This window comes from Pseudomonas putida (assembly GCF_028682395.1).
In the GTDB taxonomy this organism is placed as follows: Bacteria; Pseudomonadota; Gammaproteobacteria; order Pseudomonadales; family Pseudomonadaceae; genus Aquipseudomonas; species Aquipseudomonas putida_AB.
In genome coordinates, this window is the sequence record NZ_JANHLC010000005.1 from 118,549 (window position 1) to 137,388 (window position 18,840).

At 59.2% G+C, this 18,840-nt stretch carries 19 protein-coding genes; 11 read left to right on the forward strand and 8 right to left on the reverse strand.

Annotation, left to right across the window (positions count from 1 at the left end; all coding sequences use genetic code 11):
* The 4 genes from NPS46_RS14365 to acs form a co-directional block, all read right to left on the reverse strand.
* Window positions 1–699 (reverse strand): ABC transporter permease, encoded by a 699-nt coding sequence (locus NPS46_RS14365; RefSeq protein ID WP_274108236.1) that lies wholly within the window; start codon window positions 697–699, stop codon window positions 1–3.
* Window positions 696–1,385 (reverse strand): ABC transporter permease, encoded by a 690-nt coding sequence (locus tag NPS46_RS14370; protein WP_274108238.1) that lies wholly within the window; start codon window positions 1,383–1,385, stop codon window positions 696–698. The genes NPS46_RS14365 and NPS46_RS14370 overlap by 4 nt, the downstream gene beginning before the upstream one ends.
* Window positions 1,386–1,477: 92 nt before the next feature.
* Complete coding sequence (locus NPS46_RS14375; RefSeq protein WP_274108240.1) at window positions 1,478–2,254, reverse strand: ABC transporter substrate-binding protein; 777 nt, start codon at window positions 2,252–2,254, stop codon at window positions 1,478–1,480.
* Window positions 2,255–2,907: 653 nt separating this feature from the next.
* On the reverse strand, window positions 2,908–4,863 hold the full coding sequence (gene acs, locus NPS46_RS14380; RefSeq protein WP_274108242.1) for an acetate--CoA ligase: 1,956 nt from the start codon (window positions 4,861–4,863) through the stop codon (window positions 2,908–2,910).
* A gap of 426 nt (window positions 4,864–5,289) precedes the next feature.
* Here acs and NPS46_RS14385 point away from each other — a divergent pair, with 426 nt between their 5' ends.
* From NPS46_RS14385 to NPS46_RS14395, 3 genes are all read left to right on the forward strand, one after another.
* Window positions 5,290–5,541 carry a DUF2790 domain-containing protein gene (locus tag NPS46_RS14385; RefSeq protein ID WP_274108244.1) on the forward strand — a complete coding sequence of 84 codons (252 nt, stop codon included), beginning with the start codon at window positions 5,290–5,292 and terminating at the stop codon, window positions 5,539–5,541.
* A 623-nt stretch (window positions 5,542–6,164) separates the two neighbouring features.
* A complete protein-coding gene (locus tag NPS46_RS14390) occupies window positions 6,165–7,412 on the forward strand; it encodes a ribonucleotide-diphosphate reductase subunit beta (protein ID WP_274108247.1) in 1,248 nt (415 codons plus the stop codon).
* Window positions 7,413–7,638: 226 nt separating this feature from the next.
* Complete coding sequence (locus tag NPS46_RS14395) at window positions 7,639–7,959, forward strand: helix-turn-helix transcriptional regulator (protein WP_274108249.1); 321 nt, start codon at window positions 7,639–7,641, stop codon at window positions 7,957–7,959.
* Window positions 7,960–8,056: 97 nt separating this feature from the next.
* On the opposite strand, the gene NPS46_RS14400 is transcribed toward NPS46_RS14395, so the two are convergent.
* On the reverse strand, window positions 8,057–9,094 hold the full coding sequence (locus NPS46_RS14400) for an MBL fold metallo-hydrolase (protein ID WP_274108251.1): 1,038 nt from the start codon (window positions 9,092–9,094) through the stop codon (window positions 8,057–8,059).
* A 443-nt stretch (window positions 9,095–9,537) separates the two neighbouring features.
* On the opposite strand from NPS46_RS14400, the gene NPS46_RS14405 reads away from it, so the two are divergent.
* The 3 genes from NPS46_RS14405 (at window position 9,538) to NPS46_RS14415 (ending at window position 12,848) form a co-directional block, all read left to right on the forward strand.
* Window positions 9,538–10,614, forward strand: a complete 1,077-nt coding sequence (locus NPS46_RS14405; RefSeq protein WP_274108253.1) for a diguanylate cyclase — start codon at window positions 9,538–9,540, stop codon at window positions 10,612–10,614.
* Window positions 10,615–10,940: 326 nt separating this feature from the next.
* Complete coding sequence (locus tag NPS46_RS14410) at window positions 10,941–12,260, forward strand: methyl-accepting chemotaxis protein (protein WP_274108256.1); 1,320 nt, start codon at window positions 10,941–10,943, stop codon at window positions 12,258–12,260.
* 60 nt (window positions 12,261–12,320) lie between these two features.
* Entirely contained in the window at window positions 12,321–12,848 is a 528-nt protein-coding gene (locus tag NPS46_RS14415; RefSeq protein WP_274108258.1) for a DUF1003 domain-containing protein, read from the forward strand.
* On the opposite strand, the gene NPS46_RS14420 is transcribed toward NPS46_RS14415, so the two are convergent.
* Window positions 12,845–13,171 (reverse strand): DUF2025 family protein, encoded by a 327-nt coding sequence (locus NPS46_RS14420; RefSeq protein ID WP_274108261.1) that lies wholly within the window; start codon window positions 13,169–13,171, stop codon window positions 12,845–12,847. The genes NPS46_RS14415 and NPS46_RS14420 overlap by 4 nt on opposite strands.
* Before the next feature lie 234 nt (window positions 13,172–13,405).
* On the opposite strand from NPS46_RS14420, the gene NPS46_RS14425 reads away from it, so the two are divergent.
* Both NPS46_RS14425 and NPS46_RS14430 read left to right on the forward strand, forming a co-directional pair.
* The gene (locus tag NPS46_RS14425) at window positions 13,406–14,539 is read left to right on the forward strand and encodes a glycerophosphodiester phosphodiesterase (protein ID WP_274108263.1); all 1,134 of its coding nucleotides are present in this window, start codon (window positions 13,406–13,408) and stop codon (window positions 14,537–14,539) included.
* Entirely contained in the window at window positions 14,540–15,220 is a 681-nt protein-coding gene (locus NPS46_RS14430) for a helix-turn-helix transcriptional regulator (RefSeq protein WP_274108265.1), read from the forward strand.
* 1 nt (window position 15,221) lies between these two features.
* Here the strand turns inward: NPS46_RS14430 and NPS46_RS14435 are convergent, their stop codons facing one another.
* A complete protein-coding gene (locus NPS46_RS14435; RefSeq protein ID WP_274108267.1) occupies window positions 15,222–16,097 on the reverse strand; it encodes a sterol desaturase family protein in 876 nt (291 codons plus the stop codon).
* Window positions 16,098–16,245: 148 nt separating this feature from the next.
* On the opposite strand from NPS46_RS14435, the gene NPS46_RS14440 reads away from it, so the two are divergent.
* Entirely contained in the window at window positions 16,246–16,551 is a 306-nt protein-coding gene (locus NPS46_RS14440; RefSeq protein ID WP_274108269.1) for a PepSY domain-containing protein, read from the forward strand.
* Window positions 16,552–16,691: 140 nt separating this feature from the next.
* On the forward strand, window positions 16,692–17,108 hold the full coding sequence (locus NPS46_RS14445; protein ID WP_274108271.1) for an RDD family protein: 417 nt from the start codon (window positions 16,692–16,694) through the stop codon (window positions 17,106–17,108).
* 8 nt (window positions 17,109–17,116) lie between these two features.
* On the opposite strand, the gene NPS46_RS14450 is transcribed toward NPS46_RS14445, so the two are convergent.
* Window positions 17,117–17,554, reverse strand: a complete 438-nt coding sequence (locus NPS46_RS14450) for a hypothetical protein (protein WP_274108273.1) — start codon at window positions 17,552–17,554, stop codon at window positions 17,117–17,119.
* Window positions 17,555–17,728: 174 nt separating this feature from the next.
* Between NPS46_RS14450 and NPS46_RS14455 the strand changes: the two genes are divergently transcribed.
* A complete protein-coding gene (locus tag NPS46_RS14455) occupies window positions 17,729–18,751 on the forward strand; it encodes a transporter (protein WP_274108275.1) in 1,023 nt (340 codons plus the stop codon).
* Window positions 18,752–18,840: the final 89 nt, after the last annotated feature.

The following is an 18,840-nucleotide window of genomic DNA, read 5'->3' on the forward strand; positions in this document are numbered from 1 at the left end:
TCAGTGCTTCCGCGGGGCGAGGTAGCCCAGCCAGCGACGCTCGGCCAGCTTGAACAGGCGCACCAGGATAAAGGTCAGGCACAGATAGAACACGCCGGCCGTGATGTAGGCCTCGAACGGCAGGTAATACTGGGCGTTGACCGTGCGCGCGGCACCGGTGATATCGATCAACGTGACGATGGACGCCAGGCTGGTGGTCTGCAGCATCATGATCACTTCATTGCTGTACTGCGGCAGTGCACGACGCAAGGCAGAAGGCAGCAGAATCCGCCGGTACATCTTGATCCTGGACATGCCCATGGCCTTGGCCGCCTCGATCTCGCCGTTGGGCGTGGCCCGCAAGCTACCGGCGATGATTTCCGCGGTGTAGGCACTGGTATTGATGGCAAAGGCCAGGCAGGCACAGAAGGTCGCACTGGACAGCCACGGCCAGAGAAAGCTCTCGCGCACCGCCTCGAACTGGGCCAGGCCGTAGTAGATCAGGAACAGTTGCACCAGCATCGGCGTGCCGCGAATCACGTAGGTGAACAACCAGGCGCTCATGTTGACCAGCGGCTGCTTGGACACCCGCATCAGACCCAGGGGCAGCGCCGCAAGCAGGCCAAAGAACAGCGAAATCAGCAGCAGCTTCAGGGTGGTCAGCAGGCCATCAAAGTACAGCGGCAGGCTGTCCCAGATGACGTTGTAGTCGAAGATCATAGATCAGCCGCCCTTACGCCTACCGAGTAGCGCTTCTCAAGGTGACGCAATGCCAGCAGCGAGACACTGGTAATCACCAGGTACATGGCTGCCACTGCGAGGAAGAAGGTGAAAGGCTCACGCGTGGCATCGGCTGCCTGCTTGGCCTTGAACATCATGTCTTGCAGGCCGACCACGGAAATCAGCGCGGTTGCCTTGGTCAGTACCAGCCAGTTGTTGGTAAAGCCGGGAATCGCCAGGCGAATCATCTGCGGCACCATCACCCGGAAGAACACCTGAAAACCACTCATGCCGTAAGCCATGCCGGCTTCGGCCTGCCCTTTGGGGATCGCCATGAAGGCCCCGCGAAAGGTTTCCGACAGGTAGGCACCAAAGATAAAACCCAGGGTACCGATCCCGGCCGCCAGCGGGTTCAGGTCGATGTAGTCATCAAAGCCCAGCAGCGGCGCGATGCGATTGAGCAGGTCCTGACCGCCATAGAAAATCAGCAAAATCAGCACCAGATCGGGAATACCGCGAATAACCGTGGAATAGAGATCGCCCAGCCAGGCCAGCCAACGAATCGGCGACAGGCGCAGTGCGACCCCGATCAGACCCAGAACAATGGCCAAGGCCATGGACGACAAGGCCAGCTGAAGCGTCAGCCAAGCGCCATCGAGGATGACAGCCCCGTAGCCTTTCAACATGATTCAGGTCCTCGAAAATTGGGATGAAAAAATGGCGCAAACCGCAGAGATCCTGTTGCTTGCGCCATTTCGGACTTACCGCTGCGACGTATTTACTTACCGTAAATGTCGAAGTCGAAATACTTGTCCTGGATTTGCTTGTACTTGCCGTTCTCGCGAATGGCCGCAATAGCGCCATTGATCCGGTCGAGATTGGCCTTGTCGCCTTTCCGGACCGCGATGCCGATACCGTCACCGAAGTACTTCTCATCGGTAAAGGCCGGGCCTACAAAGGCAAAGCCTTTGCCAGCGTCGGTTTTCAGGAAGCCATCGTTGAGCAGGGTGGCATCGGCCACGGTGCCATCGAGGCGACCGGCCGCCACGTCGAGGTAGATTTCGTTCTGCGAGCTGTAAGGCTTGATTTCAGCCCCCAGCGGCTTGAGGACTTCATCGGCAAAGCGGTTGTGGATCGAACCGCGCTGCACGCCGATTTTCTTGCCCTTGAGCTCGGCCAGGTTGTCGCCAACAGTCGTACCGTCCTTCATCACCAGACGCGCTGGAGTGTTGTAGTACTTGTTGGTGAAATCGACAGACTTCTTACGATCATCGGTAATCGACATGGAGGACAGGATGGCGTCGATCTTGCGCACCTTCAGAGCCGGGATCAGGCCATCGAACTCCTGCTCGACCCAAACGCACTTGACCTTCATCTCTTCGCACAGGGCATTGCCGATGTCGTAGTCGAAACCGACGATGCTGCCGTCCGGCGCCTTGGAGGCGAACGGAGGGTAGGCTGCCTCGATACCAATTTTCAGAGGCTTTTCATCGGCGAATGTTGGCAAGGACAGTACGGACAGTGCCAGGGCGCCAAGAAGCACGAGTTTCTTCATCTTAGAACTCCATCGGTAAAGGGCGAAAACGGCAGAGTGAGCGACAGCCCAATTTGCGAATGAGTCAATGGAAAAGCGGCGCTTCGTCCTACAGAGTTGATTAAAAAATCAACACGGGCAGCAACGGGCGAGTGATCGGCATTTTAACGACAGCCCCGAAGCCGATATTTCTTCAATGCGACAACTAATTACAGAAGCACTGAGAACTGCGATCGAGGATATTGACAGCTCTCGAAATTCATGCAAGAGCAAAAAGCATAGAACCGATAATAACTGCAAATAGCGGGCCTATTATTGGCAAAGCCTTCTATTCCGGCAAGTCCAGCGTTCAGCATTGTTTATTTCGCGCGCCCTACCGTCCCAAAACGGGGCGCAGCGTTTCCCTGCGCCCCCTTTTCGAGCAAAGCGGTTACATATCCAGTTACACCGCGTTTCAACGGTAACAATCGGCTAGCGGCGCGCGGAAAAACCGATATTTATCTCACTTCCTACAGGGCCCGCATCAGCACACAGCCGCTCTACCCTGTCGCTTGCGCGCGTTCTCACGCCGCTGTGACGGCGGAACCAGGCCCATTCACAGCGCACAATCTGGCGCGCACAAAAAAGCCCCGCCCGGCGCAGGGCCGGGCGGGGCGGGTGGACACATATCCGTCTTAGGCGACGTTCATGGTCTTGTGTGTGTCGATCAGGTGCTGCACCACGCCTGGGTCGGCCAGGGTGGAGATATCACCCAAGCCGTCGTACTCGGCCGTGGCAATCTTGCGCAGGATACGGCGCATAATTTTCCCCGAACGGGTCTTCGGCAAGCCCGGCGCCCACTGAATGACATCTGGCGATGCGATCGGGCCGATTTCCTTGCGCACCCAGTTCTTGAGCTCCAGGCGCAGCGCCTCGTTAGGCTCTTCGCCACCATTGAGGGTGACGTAGACATAGATGCCCTGGCCCTTGATGTCGTGCGGCACGCCAACAACGGCGGCTTCGGCGACTTTCGGGTGAGCAACCATGGCGCTCTCGATCTCGGCGGTCCCCATCCGGTGGCCGGAAACGTTGAGCACGTCATCCACTCGACCAGTGATCCAGTAGTAGCCATCCTCGTCGCGACGGGCACCGTCACCGGTGAAGTACATGCCGCGGAAAGTCTTGAAGTAGGTGTCGACGAAACGGTCGTGGTCGCCGTACAGGGTACGGGCCTGGCCTGGCCACGAATCGAGGATCACCAGGTTGCCTTCGGCGGCACCGTCGATAATGTTGCCCAGGTTGTCCACCAGCGCCGGAACCACGCCGAAGAAGGGACGTGCCGCCGAACCCGGCTTGAGCGCATGCGCCCCTGGCAGCGGGCTCATCATGTTGCCGCCGGTCTCGGTCTGCCACCAGGTATCGACGATCGGGCAACGGGACTTGCCGACGTTCTTGTAGTACCAGTCCCATGCTTCCGGGTTGATCGGCTCACCCACCGAGCCCAACAGGCGCAGGCTGCTGCCATCGGAGCCGTCAACCGCTGCAGTACCCGCCGCCATCATTGCGCGGATCGCGGTCGGAGCGGTGTAGAGGATATTGACCTGATGCTTGTCGACGATCTGCGCCACCCGGGTGATGTCCGGATAGTTCGGTACGCCTTCGAACAGAACGGTCGTGCCGCCGTTGGCCAGCGGGCCGTAGACAATATAGGTGTGGCCGGTGACCCAGCCGACGTCGGCGGTGCACCAGTAGACTTCGCCCGGACGGTAGTCGAACACGCGCTCATGGGTCAGGGACGCATACACCAGGTAGCCGCCGGTGGTGTGCTGCACACCCTTTGGCTTGCCGGTGGAACCGGAGGTGTAAAGGATAAACAGGGCTTCTTCAGCGCCCATTTCCTTGGGCGCGCAAACGCTGCCCGCGACTTTCATCAGGTCTTCGAACCAGATGTCACGGTGCTGGTTCCACTTGATATCACCACCGGTGCGACGGCACACGATAACTTTCTGGATGCTGTGGGTGTCCGGGTTGGTCAAGGCGTCATCAACGTTGGCCTTGAGCGGGATCTTCTTGCCGGCGCGCACACCTTCGTCGGCCGTGATCACCACTTTGGAGCGGCAGTCGATAATCCGCCCCGCCAGGGCTTCCGGCGAGAAGCCGCCGAAGACCACCGAGTGGATCGCACCGATACGGGCGCACGCCAGCATGGCGACCACGGCCTCGGGGATCATCGGCATATAGATAGTCACGACGTCGCCACGGTGCACGTCCTGGCCACGCAGGGCGTTGGCGAACTTGCAGACCTGCTCGTGCAGCTCGCGATAGGTAATGTTGCGCGATTCGGAAGGGTCGTCGCCTTCCCAGATGATTGCCAGCTGATCGCCACGTTCGGCCAGGTGGCGGTCCAGGCAGTTGTAGGAAACGTTCAGAGTGCCATCAGCAAACCATTTGATGTCGACATGGTGATCGTCGAAGGAGGTTTGCTTGACCTTGGTGAAAGGCGTGATCCAGTCGAGGCGCTTGGCTTGATCGCGCCAGAAGCCGTCAGGGTTGATGACCGACTGCTGGTACATGGCCTTGTAGGTCGCCTCATCGGTCAGCGTATTGGCCGCAACCTCGGGACGAACGGGATACAGGGAAGCCGCACTCATCTTTTTTACCTCGGTGGATAGTTGTTGTTTTATGGCCCTGTTTTAGCCGGCCCACGCCCTTGGGACCATTCGACGATGGTAGTAACAAAACCCTACCGAACGCCGTGTCTTTTCACGGCAAGGCTCAAGCACGGCACTTTCAGAGCACTTTGCAGAGGAGAAAAAACCGCCGTCCCGCGCGATTTAACGAAACGCGCCTCGGGATTGTTACAGAATCCGTCAAAAGTCTTTATCAAAAGCCCCTCTATATGCCGTTGTGGGTGACGCCTAAAATCAACCTCGCCAACAAAGGCAACGTGATTAACTCAAGTTACAGCCCCCACGAAGGCATGTTAATCCGCTTATCACCCGAAATTAATAACTGTTCTACACGCAGCCTCACAAGGGCTGTGTGACCCCACACACCCTTAAGAAGGTAATTATTAAATGAAAGCGTTAGTCGTTCTGGCCCTTGCCGGTTTTTGTGCCACTGCCATGGCGGACGAGGCCAGCAACCAACAAGCCCCGGTCGAGCAGTATTCTTATTCGACCAAACTGGATATCGCCAAAGTTATTTCCCTGAGCGAAGTCCCGAATGTTTGCGAAGTTGTGCCGGCCCGCATGGTTTATGAAGACTCCCAAGGTAAACAACACACACTTGAATACCGCGTTATGGGTAATGGTTGCTCTAACGGTTAATTAACCCTTATTGAACCGCTGGTTTTTATACAACGCCGGCCGCAAGAAATGGTTCTTGCGGCAAGATGCCGGGGGTGCATCCCCTCACACGGGAATCGCTGCACCGCACCTCCCCTCTTTCCCGACCGCCGGTACCCGCCGCGCTTTACCCGCCCTTTCCAAAGCGCCAGCTTGTCCTCCCACGGGGGATCCACCCGGTCACTTCCGGCCCCTCCTGCACGCCTAAAAAAAATCCTTCGCGCAAACAAACTCCCGCAAACCCCCGCCCCGCCTAAAGAAACCTCCATGTCATCGGCCTCCCCGGCCAATCTGCCGCACCCAAACCTGAAATCTGACTGAAATGCCCGGTAAAAAACCCTTATACTGGGCCGGTCAAAAGGGCTTGAAATACCCCCTGATCGGGCTATAAACCCAGGCTGGCTTGCCTCTCAGGGGCACTGGGACAGGACCCCGTGCCTTCCCCCAGCCAATTCGGGGTTTCCCCGTACACATTTATGTTTTTTGCGTGCTGCAAGCGGCAACAAACGATTCCTTAAGATCCATAGCGGCCAACGGTCGTGTGACAACCAAACCATCAGTGTTTTCACGCGGCCATCCGGCCCTCACGCAGGAGACGATACGTCATGCTGAGCTGGGACGAATTCGATAAAGAAGAAGGCGAAGTCGCTGCCAAAGGCGCCAACGCCGGGCACGCCACCGAAGCAAACATGGACCGCCTCGACAGCGCCGGTGGTGCTGCGGCTCTTGAAGCCCGGGCCGTAACCGCGACCGACTCCGAAGCGATCATCCGCGCCAAGGCCGCCCTCGACCGACTCGATATCGCTGAAGGCCTGGCCGAGCTTGAAGGCGCTTCCGCCCGCGTCGCGGTCGACGAAAAGCGCATGATCAACTGCCGTGCCGACCTCAACCAACTGGTTCCATTCAAATACGACTGGGCCTGGCAGAAGTACCTGGACGGCTGCGCAAACCACTGGATGCCGCAAGAAGTCAACATGACCGCCGACATCGCCCTCTGGAAAGACCCGGAAGGCCTGACCGACGACGAACGCCGCATCGTGATGCGCAACCTGGGCTTCTTCTCCACCGCCGATTCCCTGGTTGCCAACAACCTGGTGCTGGCGGTCTACCGCTTGATCACCAACCCCGAGTGCCGCCAGTACATCCTGCGCCAGGCGTTCGAAGAAGCGATCCACACCCACGCTTACCAGTACTGCATCGAGTCGCTGGCCATGGATGAAGGCGAGATCTTCAACATGTACCACGAGATTCCTTCGGTCGCGAAGAAAGCGACCTGGGGCCTGAAGTACACCCGCTCGATCTCTGATCCGAAGTTCGAAACCGGCACCGTCGAAACCGACAAGGAACTGTTGCGCAACCTGATCGCCTACTACTGCGTTCTGGAAGGCATCTTCTTCTACTGCGGCTTTACCCAGATCCTGTCCATGGGCCGTCGCAACAAAATGACCGGTGTCGCCGAGCAGTTCCAGTACATCCTGCGCGACGAATCCATGCACCTGAACTTCGGCATCGACGTGATCAACCAGATCAAGATCGAAAACCCGCACCTGTGGGATGCCGAGATGAAGGAAGAAGCCAGCCAGATGATCCTGCAGGGCACTCAGCTGGAAATCGAATACGCACGAGACACCATGCCACGCGGCGTACTGGGCATGAACGCAGCGATGATGGAGGACTACCTCAAGTTCATCGCCAACCGTCGTCTGTCGCAGATCGGCCTGAAGGAAGAGTACCCTGGTACAACCAACCCCTTCCCATGGATGAGCGAGATCATGGACTTGAAGAAAGAGAAGAACTTCTTCGAGACCCGCGTGATCGAGTACCAGACTGGCGGCGCCTTGAGCTGGGATTGATTCCCCTCCCCCGCTAACGAAAAAGCCCTGACTATTCAGGGCTTTTTTGTGCCTGTAGACACGCGCATCTCTCCAGACATACGCATTCATGCTCCAGGCTTGGGGCAATAACAAAGCGCCCCTCCCACCGTACGGCAGGCCACAGAAAAAACATTTGATTGCGCCTTCAAATAACTGTACAAAAACACAGTACTTTTTACCTTCGCGATCAAGCCCGGAGCCTAGTATGTCCACGAATCTCGCGATGAACATCGCCATCGAACGTATCGTCCTTCACCAGTTCACCGCGTTGCACTGCGTGCAGTCGCGCGCCATGCTTGGCTGGAGCCAGGCCGATCTGGCACGTGAATCAGGCGTCTCCGAACACGCCATCCAGCGCTTCGAGCAGGGTGACCGCCTGCGTGATGTCACTCACCTGGCCCTGGCCTTTCGGCTGGAAGCCGAGGGGCTGGTATTCTTCCCGGGCTTTGCGCCTTCCAAAGGGACCAATATTCGCGGCACCACACCCAACCCGGTCAAACGAAACGATTTCGCCCTGATCGAGTAACGGTCGCCATGATCCACTCGCTTTCGGTGAGCGTAACCCGCCGATATGGGCACAGCAGGGGGAACGATGTTCAAGATCGCCCCCTCAGTTGCAACCCTCAGCGCACAGCCATCGAGGTTTTGTCGAGGGCCGTCACGCCCTCGACATCCAGCCACCAGGCAGATCCCCGGTGTGGCTGCAGCAGGTTGAACCCCTCACCCATCTGCGGCGTCGTAATGGCCACATTACGCTCCCGGGCTAGCGTGAGGATCCGGTCAAAAGGCTCATGCCAGGCATGGAATGCCAGATCAAAGGTGCCGTTGTGGATGGGCAGCAACCATTGGCCGCGCAGGTCGATATGGGCCTGCAGGCTTTCCTCTGGCTGCATGTGCACGTGAGGCCAGTCAACGTTGTAGGCACCCGTCTCCATCAGTGTCAGGTCGAAGGGACCAAAACGCTCGCCAATCTGGCTGAAACCCTCGAAGTAACCACTGTCACCGCTGAAAAATATTCGCGCCTTATCGCTGATGATGACCCATGAAACCCACAGTGTTTGATTGCCATCGCGCAAGGTGCGTCCGGAAAAATGCTGTGCCGGGGTCGCGACAAAGCGCAGGCCCGCGACGGCGGTTTCCTCCCACCAGGCCAATTGGCGAATCTTGTCGGCCGGTATCCCCCACTTGACCAATAGATCGCCAACACCCAGCGGCACCAGGAAATGCTCGGTTTTATCCGCCAGTTCAAGGACGGCCTGATAGTCGAGGTGGTCGTAATGGTTGTGGGAAAGGATCACCGCCTCAATAGGCGGTAAATCCGCCAGGCTGATGGGGGGTGGATGAAAGCGCTTTGGCCCTGTCCACTGCACCGGCGAAGCCCGCTCGGCAAAGACCGGGTCAGTCAGCCAGAACTTGCCCCCAAGCTTGAGCAACAACGTCGAATGCCCCAGGCGATAGACACTATGGTCCGGCGCGTCAAACAGCTGCGCGCGGGTTAACGGCTGTACCGGTAGCCTACCGACGGGCCGGGTATTACCCGGCTTGCGCAAGAGCAGTTTCCAGAAGATCCCCAACGTCTTGAGAAATCCATGGGCAGGCGTGGCGACATCATTGCGAAACCCCCGTCGAAACGGCTGCTCGCGATCCTGATCAGTGGCCATGATTGAGTGACTCCAAGAAGCCTGGGGCTCCTGACACAAAAGTAAGCGGCCAATGCATGCAAGGCTTGGCCATTCGAAAGACGCATTGCGCAGCATCCGCCTTCCCCCTTAGAGCACAACACGCCCAACCATTCACGCCTTGAGCCCCGCCAATCCAGGACCTGACGGCCTTTCGCCTCCTGGCCACGAAAGCACTCTGGGCCAGGTAGCGCCTGCGAAGCAAATGCTCAAAGCCATTCAAGGCGCCACTGCGAAGGCCCTGCGCCAGCCTTTCCTTGCCACGGACACGCCTGGAATCGCACGTTTTCGCAAGAAATGGCCTGGAAGGACACTGATTATTCCGTTCAGAATAATCGACAATATTAATCAGGCTTATCCGATAAACGGCGATTTCACCAGGCTCCACTGCTGCAGCCTGGCCGGGACATTTCACGCAGAGCATTATGGAAAACCAAAGAGGCAAAGGGCTATCGTTTGCCAAACGCATCTATCTACCGCGCATTGTCGGCCTGGGGATCGGCTTCCTGAGTGTCGGTGCGGCCCTCTACCCCCTGCAACCGCCAAACTGGCTCTGGGGACTGCTGCTGTTCAATGGTTTTATCTGGCCTCACCTAGCCTTTCAGATCGCCAAGCGCGCGGCCTACCCCTACCAGGCTGAACGTCGCAACCTGCTGGTAGACTCACTGTTCGGCGGGTTCTGGGCCGCGACCATGCAGTTCAACCCGCTACCGACCGTCACCATTCTGGCAATGATGACCATGAACAATGTAGCGGCTGGCGGGCAGCGCCTGTTGGTTCGCGGTTCCCTGGCACAGGCTGCGGGGGTACTGCTGTCCTGGCTGCTCTTCGGCCCCGCCTTCAGCCCCCAGACCAGCCAGATGCAGGTGTACGCCTGCCTGCCAATGTTGTCCCTCTACCCTCTTGCCCTGGGCATGGTCTGCTATCAGTTGGCGATCAAACTCTCCGAACACAAGCGCGCCCTTAGCGCCCTCAGTCGCACGGACAGCCTGACCGGCCTGCTCAACCACGGCTCCTGGAAAGATCTGCTGCATAGCAAGTTCCATAAATGCTTGCTCGAACAGAGCAATGCCGTCATCGCCCTGATCGATATCGACCACTTCAAACGGATCAACGACACCTATGGCCATATCATCGGCGACAAGGTGCTACGCCACCTGAGTCAAACCCTGCGCGACAACCTGCGCGAAGACGACCTCGCCGGACGCTACGGAGGAGACGAGTTCTGCGTGATCCTGCCCGACGTGCCTTTGGATCAAGCCATGGAAGTGATGGAGCGACTGCGCAAAGCAATCGCAGACTCTCGCTGCCAGGAAGTCCCACAGTTGCGCGTCAGCCTGAGCATTGGCCTAGCCTCATTCCAACCACACTTCAGTGAAGCAACTCAGTGGCTCCAGGAAGCCGACAAAGCCTTGTACGTGGCCAAGAATACCGGCCGCGACAAAATCAACAGCGCCACCCTCTCTTCCTCCTCACCCCACCAGCCTGTCCACTCAGCCTGATACGCGGCCACTGCACGCTGGTCTGAATTGCCAAAAAACCTGTACTAAAGTCCTTTGTTTGTACAACTAATAGATAGCATAATGCCGCTATGTATCGTTGTGCATGAAGTCTGCTCGGGCTGTGTTCTATCCATCGCCCCTGGCCTGTAAGAAGTCGTGCTGATGCAATGTCCGCAAACGCTCTCTGCGCCCCGGACAGCTCTGCCCCTAACGCTATCAGCACATGGATGCTGGTACAGAGCCAGCCTTCGGGCTTTTGCTCAAGCGGTTCGCCCGCGTGCACACAAGGAACCACTTTCAGGCTTCTTTATTCCAGAGCAGACATCATGCTATTCAGCGGTCATAAAAAAACACTCCAAGCACTGCACAATACTATCGCTGAGCAAGCCAGCTTGCTCGACGCCCTGAACCGATCGATGGCGGTCATCGAGTTCGGGCTGGACGCCAGCGTCCTGCACGCCAACGATAACTTTCTGAGTACCATGGGCTATCGCCTCGACCAGATACTGGGCCAACCCCATCGCAAGTTCTGTATGGCGAACTACGCCAACAGTGGCGAGTACACGCAATTTTGGGCTCGTCTCAAAAACGGCCAATGCGAGTCCGGCACTTATGCTCGCGTCACCGCCGACGGCCGCACGGTCTGGCTGGAGGCCAGTTACAACCCGGTGCGTGATGCCGGCGGCCAGGTGGTGAAAATCGTCACGTACGCCCTGGACATTACCCGGGATGTACAGGAAAAAAGCGAAGCCCAAGCCAAGCTGAACGCTATTGACCGCGCCATGGGCGTTATCGAATTCAATCTGGATGGCCGCATCATCAGCGCCAACCAGAACTTCCTCAGCCTGGTTGGATACAGCCAAGCCGAAGTGACGGGCCAGAACCACAGCCTGTTCTGCAAGCCTGGCGTCGCCCAAAGCAGCGAGTACCAGGATTTCTGGCGTCGACTCAACCAGGGTGAGTTCTTCAGCGGCCAGTTCGAGCGTGTTGGCAAGCGGGGCCAGACCCTGTGGCTGGAGGCCAACTACAACCCGGTCTACGATGCCGACGGCAAGCTCTACAAAGTGGTCAAGTTCGCCTCGGACGTCAGCAGCCGGGTCGAGCGCCATGAGCAGGATGCCCAGAGCGCGACCCAGGCTTATCACATCTCCATCGAGACCCAAAAAATCGCCGAGCAAGGCACCGCCGTCATCCAGCAGGCCGCCAGCGAAATGCGAGAAATTGCGGCGAATATCGAGGACTCTTCAGGGCTGATTGCCAAACTCGGCGAACGTTCGGAGCAGATTACCGCCATCGTCAATACCATTCGCGCCATTGCCGACCAGACCAATCTTCTGGCCCTAAACGCCGCCATCGAAGCCGCCCGGGCCGGCGAGCAGGGACGCGGATTCGCCGTCGTGGCCGACGAGGTCCGTCTGCTCGCCGCGCGCACCAGTGGTTCGACTGCGGAAATCTCCGGGATGATCGACATGATCCAGAATGAAACCCAGCAGGCGATCAAGAGCATGAGCAGCACCCAGATGCGCGCCGCAAAAGGTGTCGAGCTGGCCGATCAGGCAGGTGAGGTGATCGTGCAAATCCGCGATGGTGCAGGCGAAGCGGTGCAGGCCGTCAGCATTTTCGCCAGCGAGCGCGGTCAACGCTGACTGCGAGCCGGGGCCGGAAGGCTATAGTTGTTTCTGTCCCCGGTCCCTGCAGAGTGCGCTATGAAGCCAGACCCCCTCCAGCCCCAAGCCCAGCAGGATCACCTGCGCTTTCACCGCCCCCATGCCCACCTTGCGCCAACGTTCGGTAACGACGGCTTCGCCCTGAAGGCCGAGGCGTTCGCCCGCTTCTTTGGCACACCGATGTTTCTTGGCGCACAGACGGCAATTGTCGTGGTGTGGATCTGCCTCAATTTGTTTGGTGTCACGACCTTCGACGTCTATCCCTTTATCCTGCTGAACCTAGCCTTCAGCCTTCAAGCCGCCTATGCCGCGCCCTTGATTCTGCTGGCGCAGACACGCCAGGCCGCGCGCGACAAGGCTCAGGCCGACGCCGATGCGCAGCACCGCGAAGCCCTGGCCGAGGCCAACTCCCGACGCCAGGCCGAGGCCGCACAGAACGCCGCGCAATTGCTAACACTGCTCGAGCAAAACACGCGGCTCACCGAAATGACCCAGCACTTGAGCGAGCGCATCGAGAACCTGACCTCACAGATGCACGAGCACCTGGTCAAATCGGCTAAGCCTTAAGCCCTCACCAGGCTGCGCATGGCCGCTATTTCCGGCATGTCGTCGCGGCGCACATAAACGCGCAGGGGCTCGGTGATATTGATCCGATCGTCGATGTTCTGCTCCAGCAACAGCCGGATCGCTTCGCGCTTGAGGGTCATGGTCTGGTCGGTGCCAGCCTGCCAGACAAATTCGCTGGCCGCGATAATGGCGTCATCCGCCACGTCCATGCCGAAGGAATCTTCGCTGAAACGCACGATATGCTTGCCGGTTTTGCGATTCAGGCCGACAAAGCCCCGCAGTTGGTCGGCGGCCTGGCAGATAAGCTCGGAAGTGATGCGCATGGTAAACCTCAAGGTCATGGTCCAAAGGACACAGGGATCGATGGTTTACACGCGAGGCAGTGGCTCAGGCTTTCCCTCTGCTGGGGAAAATGCCGCATAAGAGTACTGCAAAGCAGCCCCCCAGCGTGCTGAAAAAAACACCTGTAACGCTGTTTTGTATTGATTGCGCGATAGCCGCATGGGCTGGCAGTTGCTAAAAGGAAAACCCGATCACGCGCTGCCAGGAGTTTGCACATGCCAGTGACTATCCAACCTCGCTGGGCCTTGCTCGGCCTGCTGATGAGTCTGAACCTTGTCGAGGCCAGCCCAGCGGCCGCGCCTCAGTCCACGCAGTTGATGCCGCCCAGCGGCATTCCCCGGCCTGCCGTGATCGCCCATCGCGGTGCCTCGTTCGATGCCCCCGAATCGACGGCGCCAGCCTACCGACTGGCCCGGGAACTGGGCGCCGACTATCTCGAACTGGACCTGCAACGCAGCAAGGACGGCGTGCTGTTCGCCCTGCATGACGACAACCTGCAGCGTACCACCGATGTCGCCAGCAAATTCCCCGAGCGCAAGGACAGCCCGGCCCATGCATTCACCCTGGCCGAACTGAAAACCCTGGACGCCGGAAGCTGGTTCAACCAGGCCTATCCCGAGCGGGCTCGCCCGGCCTTCCGCGGGCTGCAGGTCCTGACCCTCGATGAAATCATCGACATTGCCCAAGGTAGTAACACACACCAACCCGGCCTCTATATCGAGACCAAGTCCCCGCACCTGTTCCCCGGTATCGAGCAGGACCTCAAAGCGCAATTGCTGGCCCGTGGCTGGCTAAGCCCCGCCATTACCCAACAGGCCAAAGGGACGCTGGCCATCGGCCAGGGCCCGGGCCGGGTTGTACTGCAAAGCTTTGACAAGCGCAGCCTGGCGCTGCTGCACCAGGCCATGCCACACGTACCCAAGGTCCTGCTGCTCTGGGTCGGCAAAGGTAGCATCGAGCCAAAATCGCCCCAGAGCTTTGCCGAGTCCGGGCTAAGCGACAAAGCCGCCTTCTACGCCAGCCAACAGCCCAGAGACCAGGCGGAGCTGATTCGCTGGCTGGATGCAGCCAAGGACGGGGGTGCCATAGGTGTCGGCCCGTCCGTGGCATTGGCGGCGGGTGGCGAGCAGAGCTACGCCGACCTGGTACAGCCCTGGATGAACCAACTGGCCCACGAAAGGGGCCTGCTGGTGCACGCCTACACGGTCGACGAACCGGTAGACGTGCGGCGCGTGCTGGCTGCCGGTGTCGACGGGATCTTCACCAATCGTCCGACGGCAATGCTGGATATCCTCCAGCGCCCCTCCCCCCGCTCGACCACGAGCATTCTTGAAGAGCACGGATACTGAGTGAGTAACAACGAATGGGCCGGTCAGCTGTGGCTAGGCCGTGACTATGGTCTGATCCGGGGCGCACTTGGAAAGACCACGGAGCACGCCCACTATGCCCACCAACTGCTCCTGGCGCCCCGGGAGGCTGTCACCATCAGCCTTGAGGGTCGACCATTGAGCGGCCAAAGGCTGTTTATCGAAGCCCAGCGTCGCCACGCGATCCTTGCCGCGCCCGGCGAAGTGTTCAGCCTGTATGCCGAGCCTCTGGCCATCAGCGCTGCCGCCCTGCAATCGGCCGTGGCCACTGTCGAATGGTCCCTGCCCGCACTGGATCAGGCCCTGCGCCAGTGCCCGCGCCAGCCGCTGGGGGATTCGCGCCTGGAGCGGGCGCTGGCAGAACTCGATGAGTTGATCTCGGGCAAGGTGGCCGCGCGCCAGCTGGCCCAGGCTGCGCATCTGTCCTTGAGCCAGTTGGAACGGCTGTTTGGTGAGCACCTCGGCTTGCCGATACGCCGCCTGGTGCTCTGGCGGCGGCTACGCCTGGCGCTTGCCCAGGTCCTGGCGGGAAGCTCGTTGACCGTCGCCGCCCACAACGCCGGTTTTGCTGACTCGGCGCACTTTTCACGCACCATGAAAAAGCTGTTCGGTGTCAGCGCCGGCCGCTCGCTGCCCCCTCTCGAGTGCCGCCTGCTGGATTGAATCAGCGCCGCAAGGCCTCCGGCGTCGGCGGTTCGCGGCTCACCTGGGAGCTCCGCAGCGGGTCGAGTAATTGTCCCAGGTAGTCAACGGGAAAATCCGGACGGCTGCCGATGCCCAGATCACCACTGCCAATACGGTACTGATCGGTATGCAAGACCGTTCCCAACAGCCAATCCCACAAGGTGAAGAACAGACCGAAATTCACGTCCCCTGCCCGCCCGTATTTCATATGGTGGAAACGGTGCACCGGCGCCCAGGCAAATATCCACCGTAGCGGCCCGAGGCGCATGTCGACATTGGAATGCTGCAACAACAACTGAATCGCGATGGCGAATGCCAGCAGCGTCGCCACCGATTGCGGGATCCCCAACAACAGCAATGGCAGCAGTCCGGCGCTGGCTTCGACGGCCTGATGCAGCGGATGCTTCATCAGGCCGTTGAAGCCGTACAAGCGTTCTACGCTGTGATGCACGGCATGCAGGCGCCAAAGCCAATGCCAGCGATGGCTGAAGTAATGCGCCAGGGTGATGCCACAGTCGGCAATCACAATGGCCAGCAGCAACTGCAACCACAATGGCCACGCCTGCGGCCACAGTTGCCCCAGCGACAGCATGCCTGCCAGTGCCGGCAAGGCTAGCAACCCCAGGGCATTCAGACTTTCATTGACCAGGGCATGCAACAGATCCCGCCATCGATCGTCCTGGGCGCGATTCCATTGAGGTTCATAGGGCAGCCACCACTCGGCCATAAACGACAGCGCCAGCGCGCCGGCAAACAATACCAACAGCCCGCCCGGCGAATTCACCTGCACCAGGCTCGCCCCGATAAACCCGAGCCAGAACACAGGCGCATAAATCCCCTTCAAAACCCCACGCATAGACACCTCCTTACAAATGAAGGGCTAAGATGGACGCAGCGTTGGTGAAAGGATTGAACAAACCGCGCAACCTCAGTGATTAAGCCTGAATTAAGTTCGACTCAGTAACCTGGCTTCACTTAAACAGCTCACCCCAAAGGACTCATCCATGAAAAAGCTGAACGTACTGCTCGCTACCGCTGCTCTGACCCTGACTGCCGGCCTGGCCCAGGCAGATGTCCGTCCAGACCATATTCCGGGCCTGCTCAAGTCCGGCGCGATCATGGATTTCGACAAGCTCAACCAGGCCGCCCAGGCCAAACACCCAGGCGGCAGCATTGTCGACACCGAACTGGATCACAAGGCTGGACGCTACGTCTATGAGGTCGAACTGCTCGACGCGAAAGGCGTGAAATGGGATGTCGACCTGGACGCTAAAACCGGCGAAGTGCTTGTCGACAAACAAGACCACTAAGTTGTTGTAAGTCCCCAAACCGCATGGCCCACAAGGCCATGCGGTTTTTTATGGGTGCCTGCAACCGTGCAACCGCCTGGACGCCTGCCCGAGCCGCCCTTAGGATTGCCTCCTGATTTTCACTCTGATTGGATGCTCCCTTGCCTGCCGCCGTTCCCCTCTATGTAAAGCCCGGCAACCTGGCCAGCCCGGCCCGTCGCCTGGGTGGCCAGTTGATTGATACCTTGGTGACCTTTGCCCTGGTCATGGGCACCGTCTATCTGACGCGGCTATTCGCAATCCAGGGCCGTGGGGCAGACCTGCTGCCACTGTTGTTCGGCGGCGGTTACTATCTGTTGTCCGATGCCCTGCCCAATGGCCAGAGCATCGGCAAACGCCTATTGAAGATGAGCGTGGTTCACTTCGAAACCCACGCGCCTTGCTCCATCGTCCAGTCGGTCATTCGGAACCTGACCACTCCCTTCATCGGTTTCTTTGACTGGATTTTCATTTTCTTCGGCTCCAGGCGGCGCCTGGGTGACATGCTGGCGATCACGCGGGTGATCAACACGCCATAACGCCGGCTTCAGGCGGTCGTGCTGACCATCGAACCGGTGCCACTGCTGCCGGAGTCCTGCAAGGCCTTCAACAACTGCCCGGTGGCCGTCATCAACGCCGCCGTGGTGCTGGCAATCTGGGCCTGAGCCCCCGCCACGGCAGCAGCCTTCGCCTCCTCACTCTGGCTGCCCGCCTGTGCGGCCTGCAGCGCTTGTTGCTGCTCCTGCATTTGCTTCTGCAACTCGGCAATCAATTTGCGCAAGGCTTGGACAGCGCTCGATTCCTCACTGTCGCTATCCGACGCCGCTGCGGAAGAACCCGCAGCGCCGCCCACGGCAACAGCCGTGGTTGGCGTCGCCTCAGTACTGCCAACGGCTTCGGCTTCGACAGCGGTGTCGCTGGTTTGCACCTGGGGACTCGCCGTGTTCGCGGACGTAGCGATAGAGAAACTGCCGAGGCTGATCATGGGATGGGCTCTCTGAAAAAAGGTTAAATCCATCATCGACAAACACCGGCCCGCCTTGAGGGCTTTCGTGTAAGCACCTTGTCAGCCTCTCGATACAGTCCGTGTCATGGAACCGTCAGATCCGCTTGCAATGATGAGCTGAAAGCTGCGACACCTTCCCGCCTGCGAGCCTGCATGAACCACAGCATCGACCAAAGCCACCGCGACTCGGACCTTTTCGGCCTGCTGTACGGCTTTCGTTTCCGGCCCGGCGAACGCGGTGAGCAGATCGACTCGGCCAGTGCCTTGCACCATCTGCAACAGCCGGCGGCACCCGACACCTTTCTCTGGCTTCACCTGAACCTGGCCCATGCAGCCTGCGAACGCTGGATGAAAACCCACCTGGACCTCCCCGAAGAGTTCTTCGAGGCTCTGCACGAAGGTTCACGCTCGACCCGCATCGAGCACGTTGACTCCACCCTGCTGGCGGTGGTCAACGATGTGGTGTTCAACCTCAGCAACATGGTTTCCTCGGATATCTCCACTCTGTGGGTCTGCGCTCGCAGTCAGTTGCTGATCAGCGCACGCCTGCAACCCCTGCACTCGGTGGACAAACTGCGCTCCTCGGTCAAGGCCGGCGAGCGTTTTCGCTCGCCTCTGGAACTGCTGGTCCACCTGTTGCGCGACCAGGGCGAAGTACTGACCCAGATAGTGCGCAAGACCAGCCTTAGCGTCGATCAGATCGAAGACCAGTTGCTGTCCCTGCGCCTAAGCAACAACCGCGCCGAACTGGGCGCCATGCGCCGGGTGCTGGTGCGCCTGCAACGCCTGCTGGCCCTGGAACCGGGCTCGCTGCTGCGGCTGCTCAACCGGCCACCGCAATGGTTGCAGAAGGAGGACGTCAAGGAACTGCGCAAATCCACCGAGGAGTTCGCCCTGATCCTCAGCGACCTCACTGCCCTGGGTGAACGAATCAAACTTTTGCAGGAAGAAATCGCGGCCAACCTCAACGAGCAAAGCAACCGCACGCTGTTCACCCTGACGGTGGTCACCGTGCTGGCCTTGCCCATCAACATCATCGCTGGCTTCTTCGGCATGAATGTCGGTGGCATTCCGCTGTCAGCCGACCCCGAGGGCTTCTGGATCCTGGTCGCGCTGGTGGCCACATTTACCCTGCTGGCGGGGCGCTGGGCCTTTCGCAAGCGCCAGGATTACTGAGCCATGAAGTCGCTCTCGGATCACCGCTGCGCGACAGCGGATTCGGCTGAATACAGGGCAAATGCAGCGCCTAAATACACAAATACTGA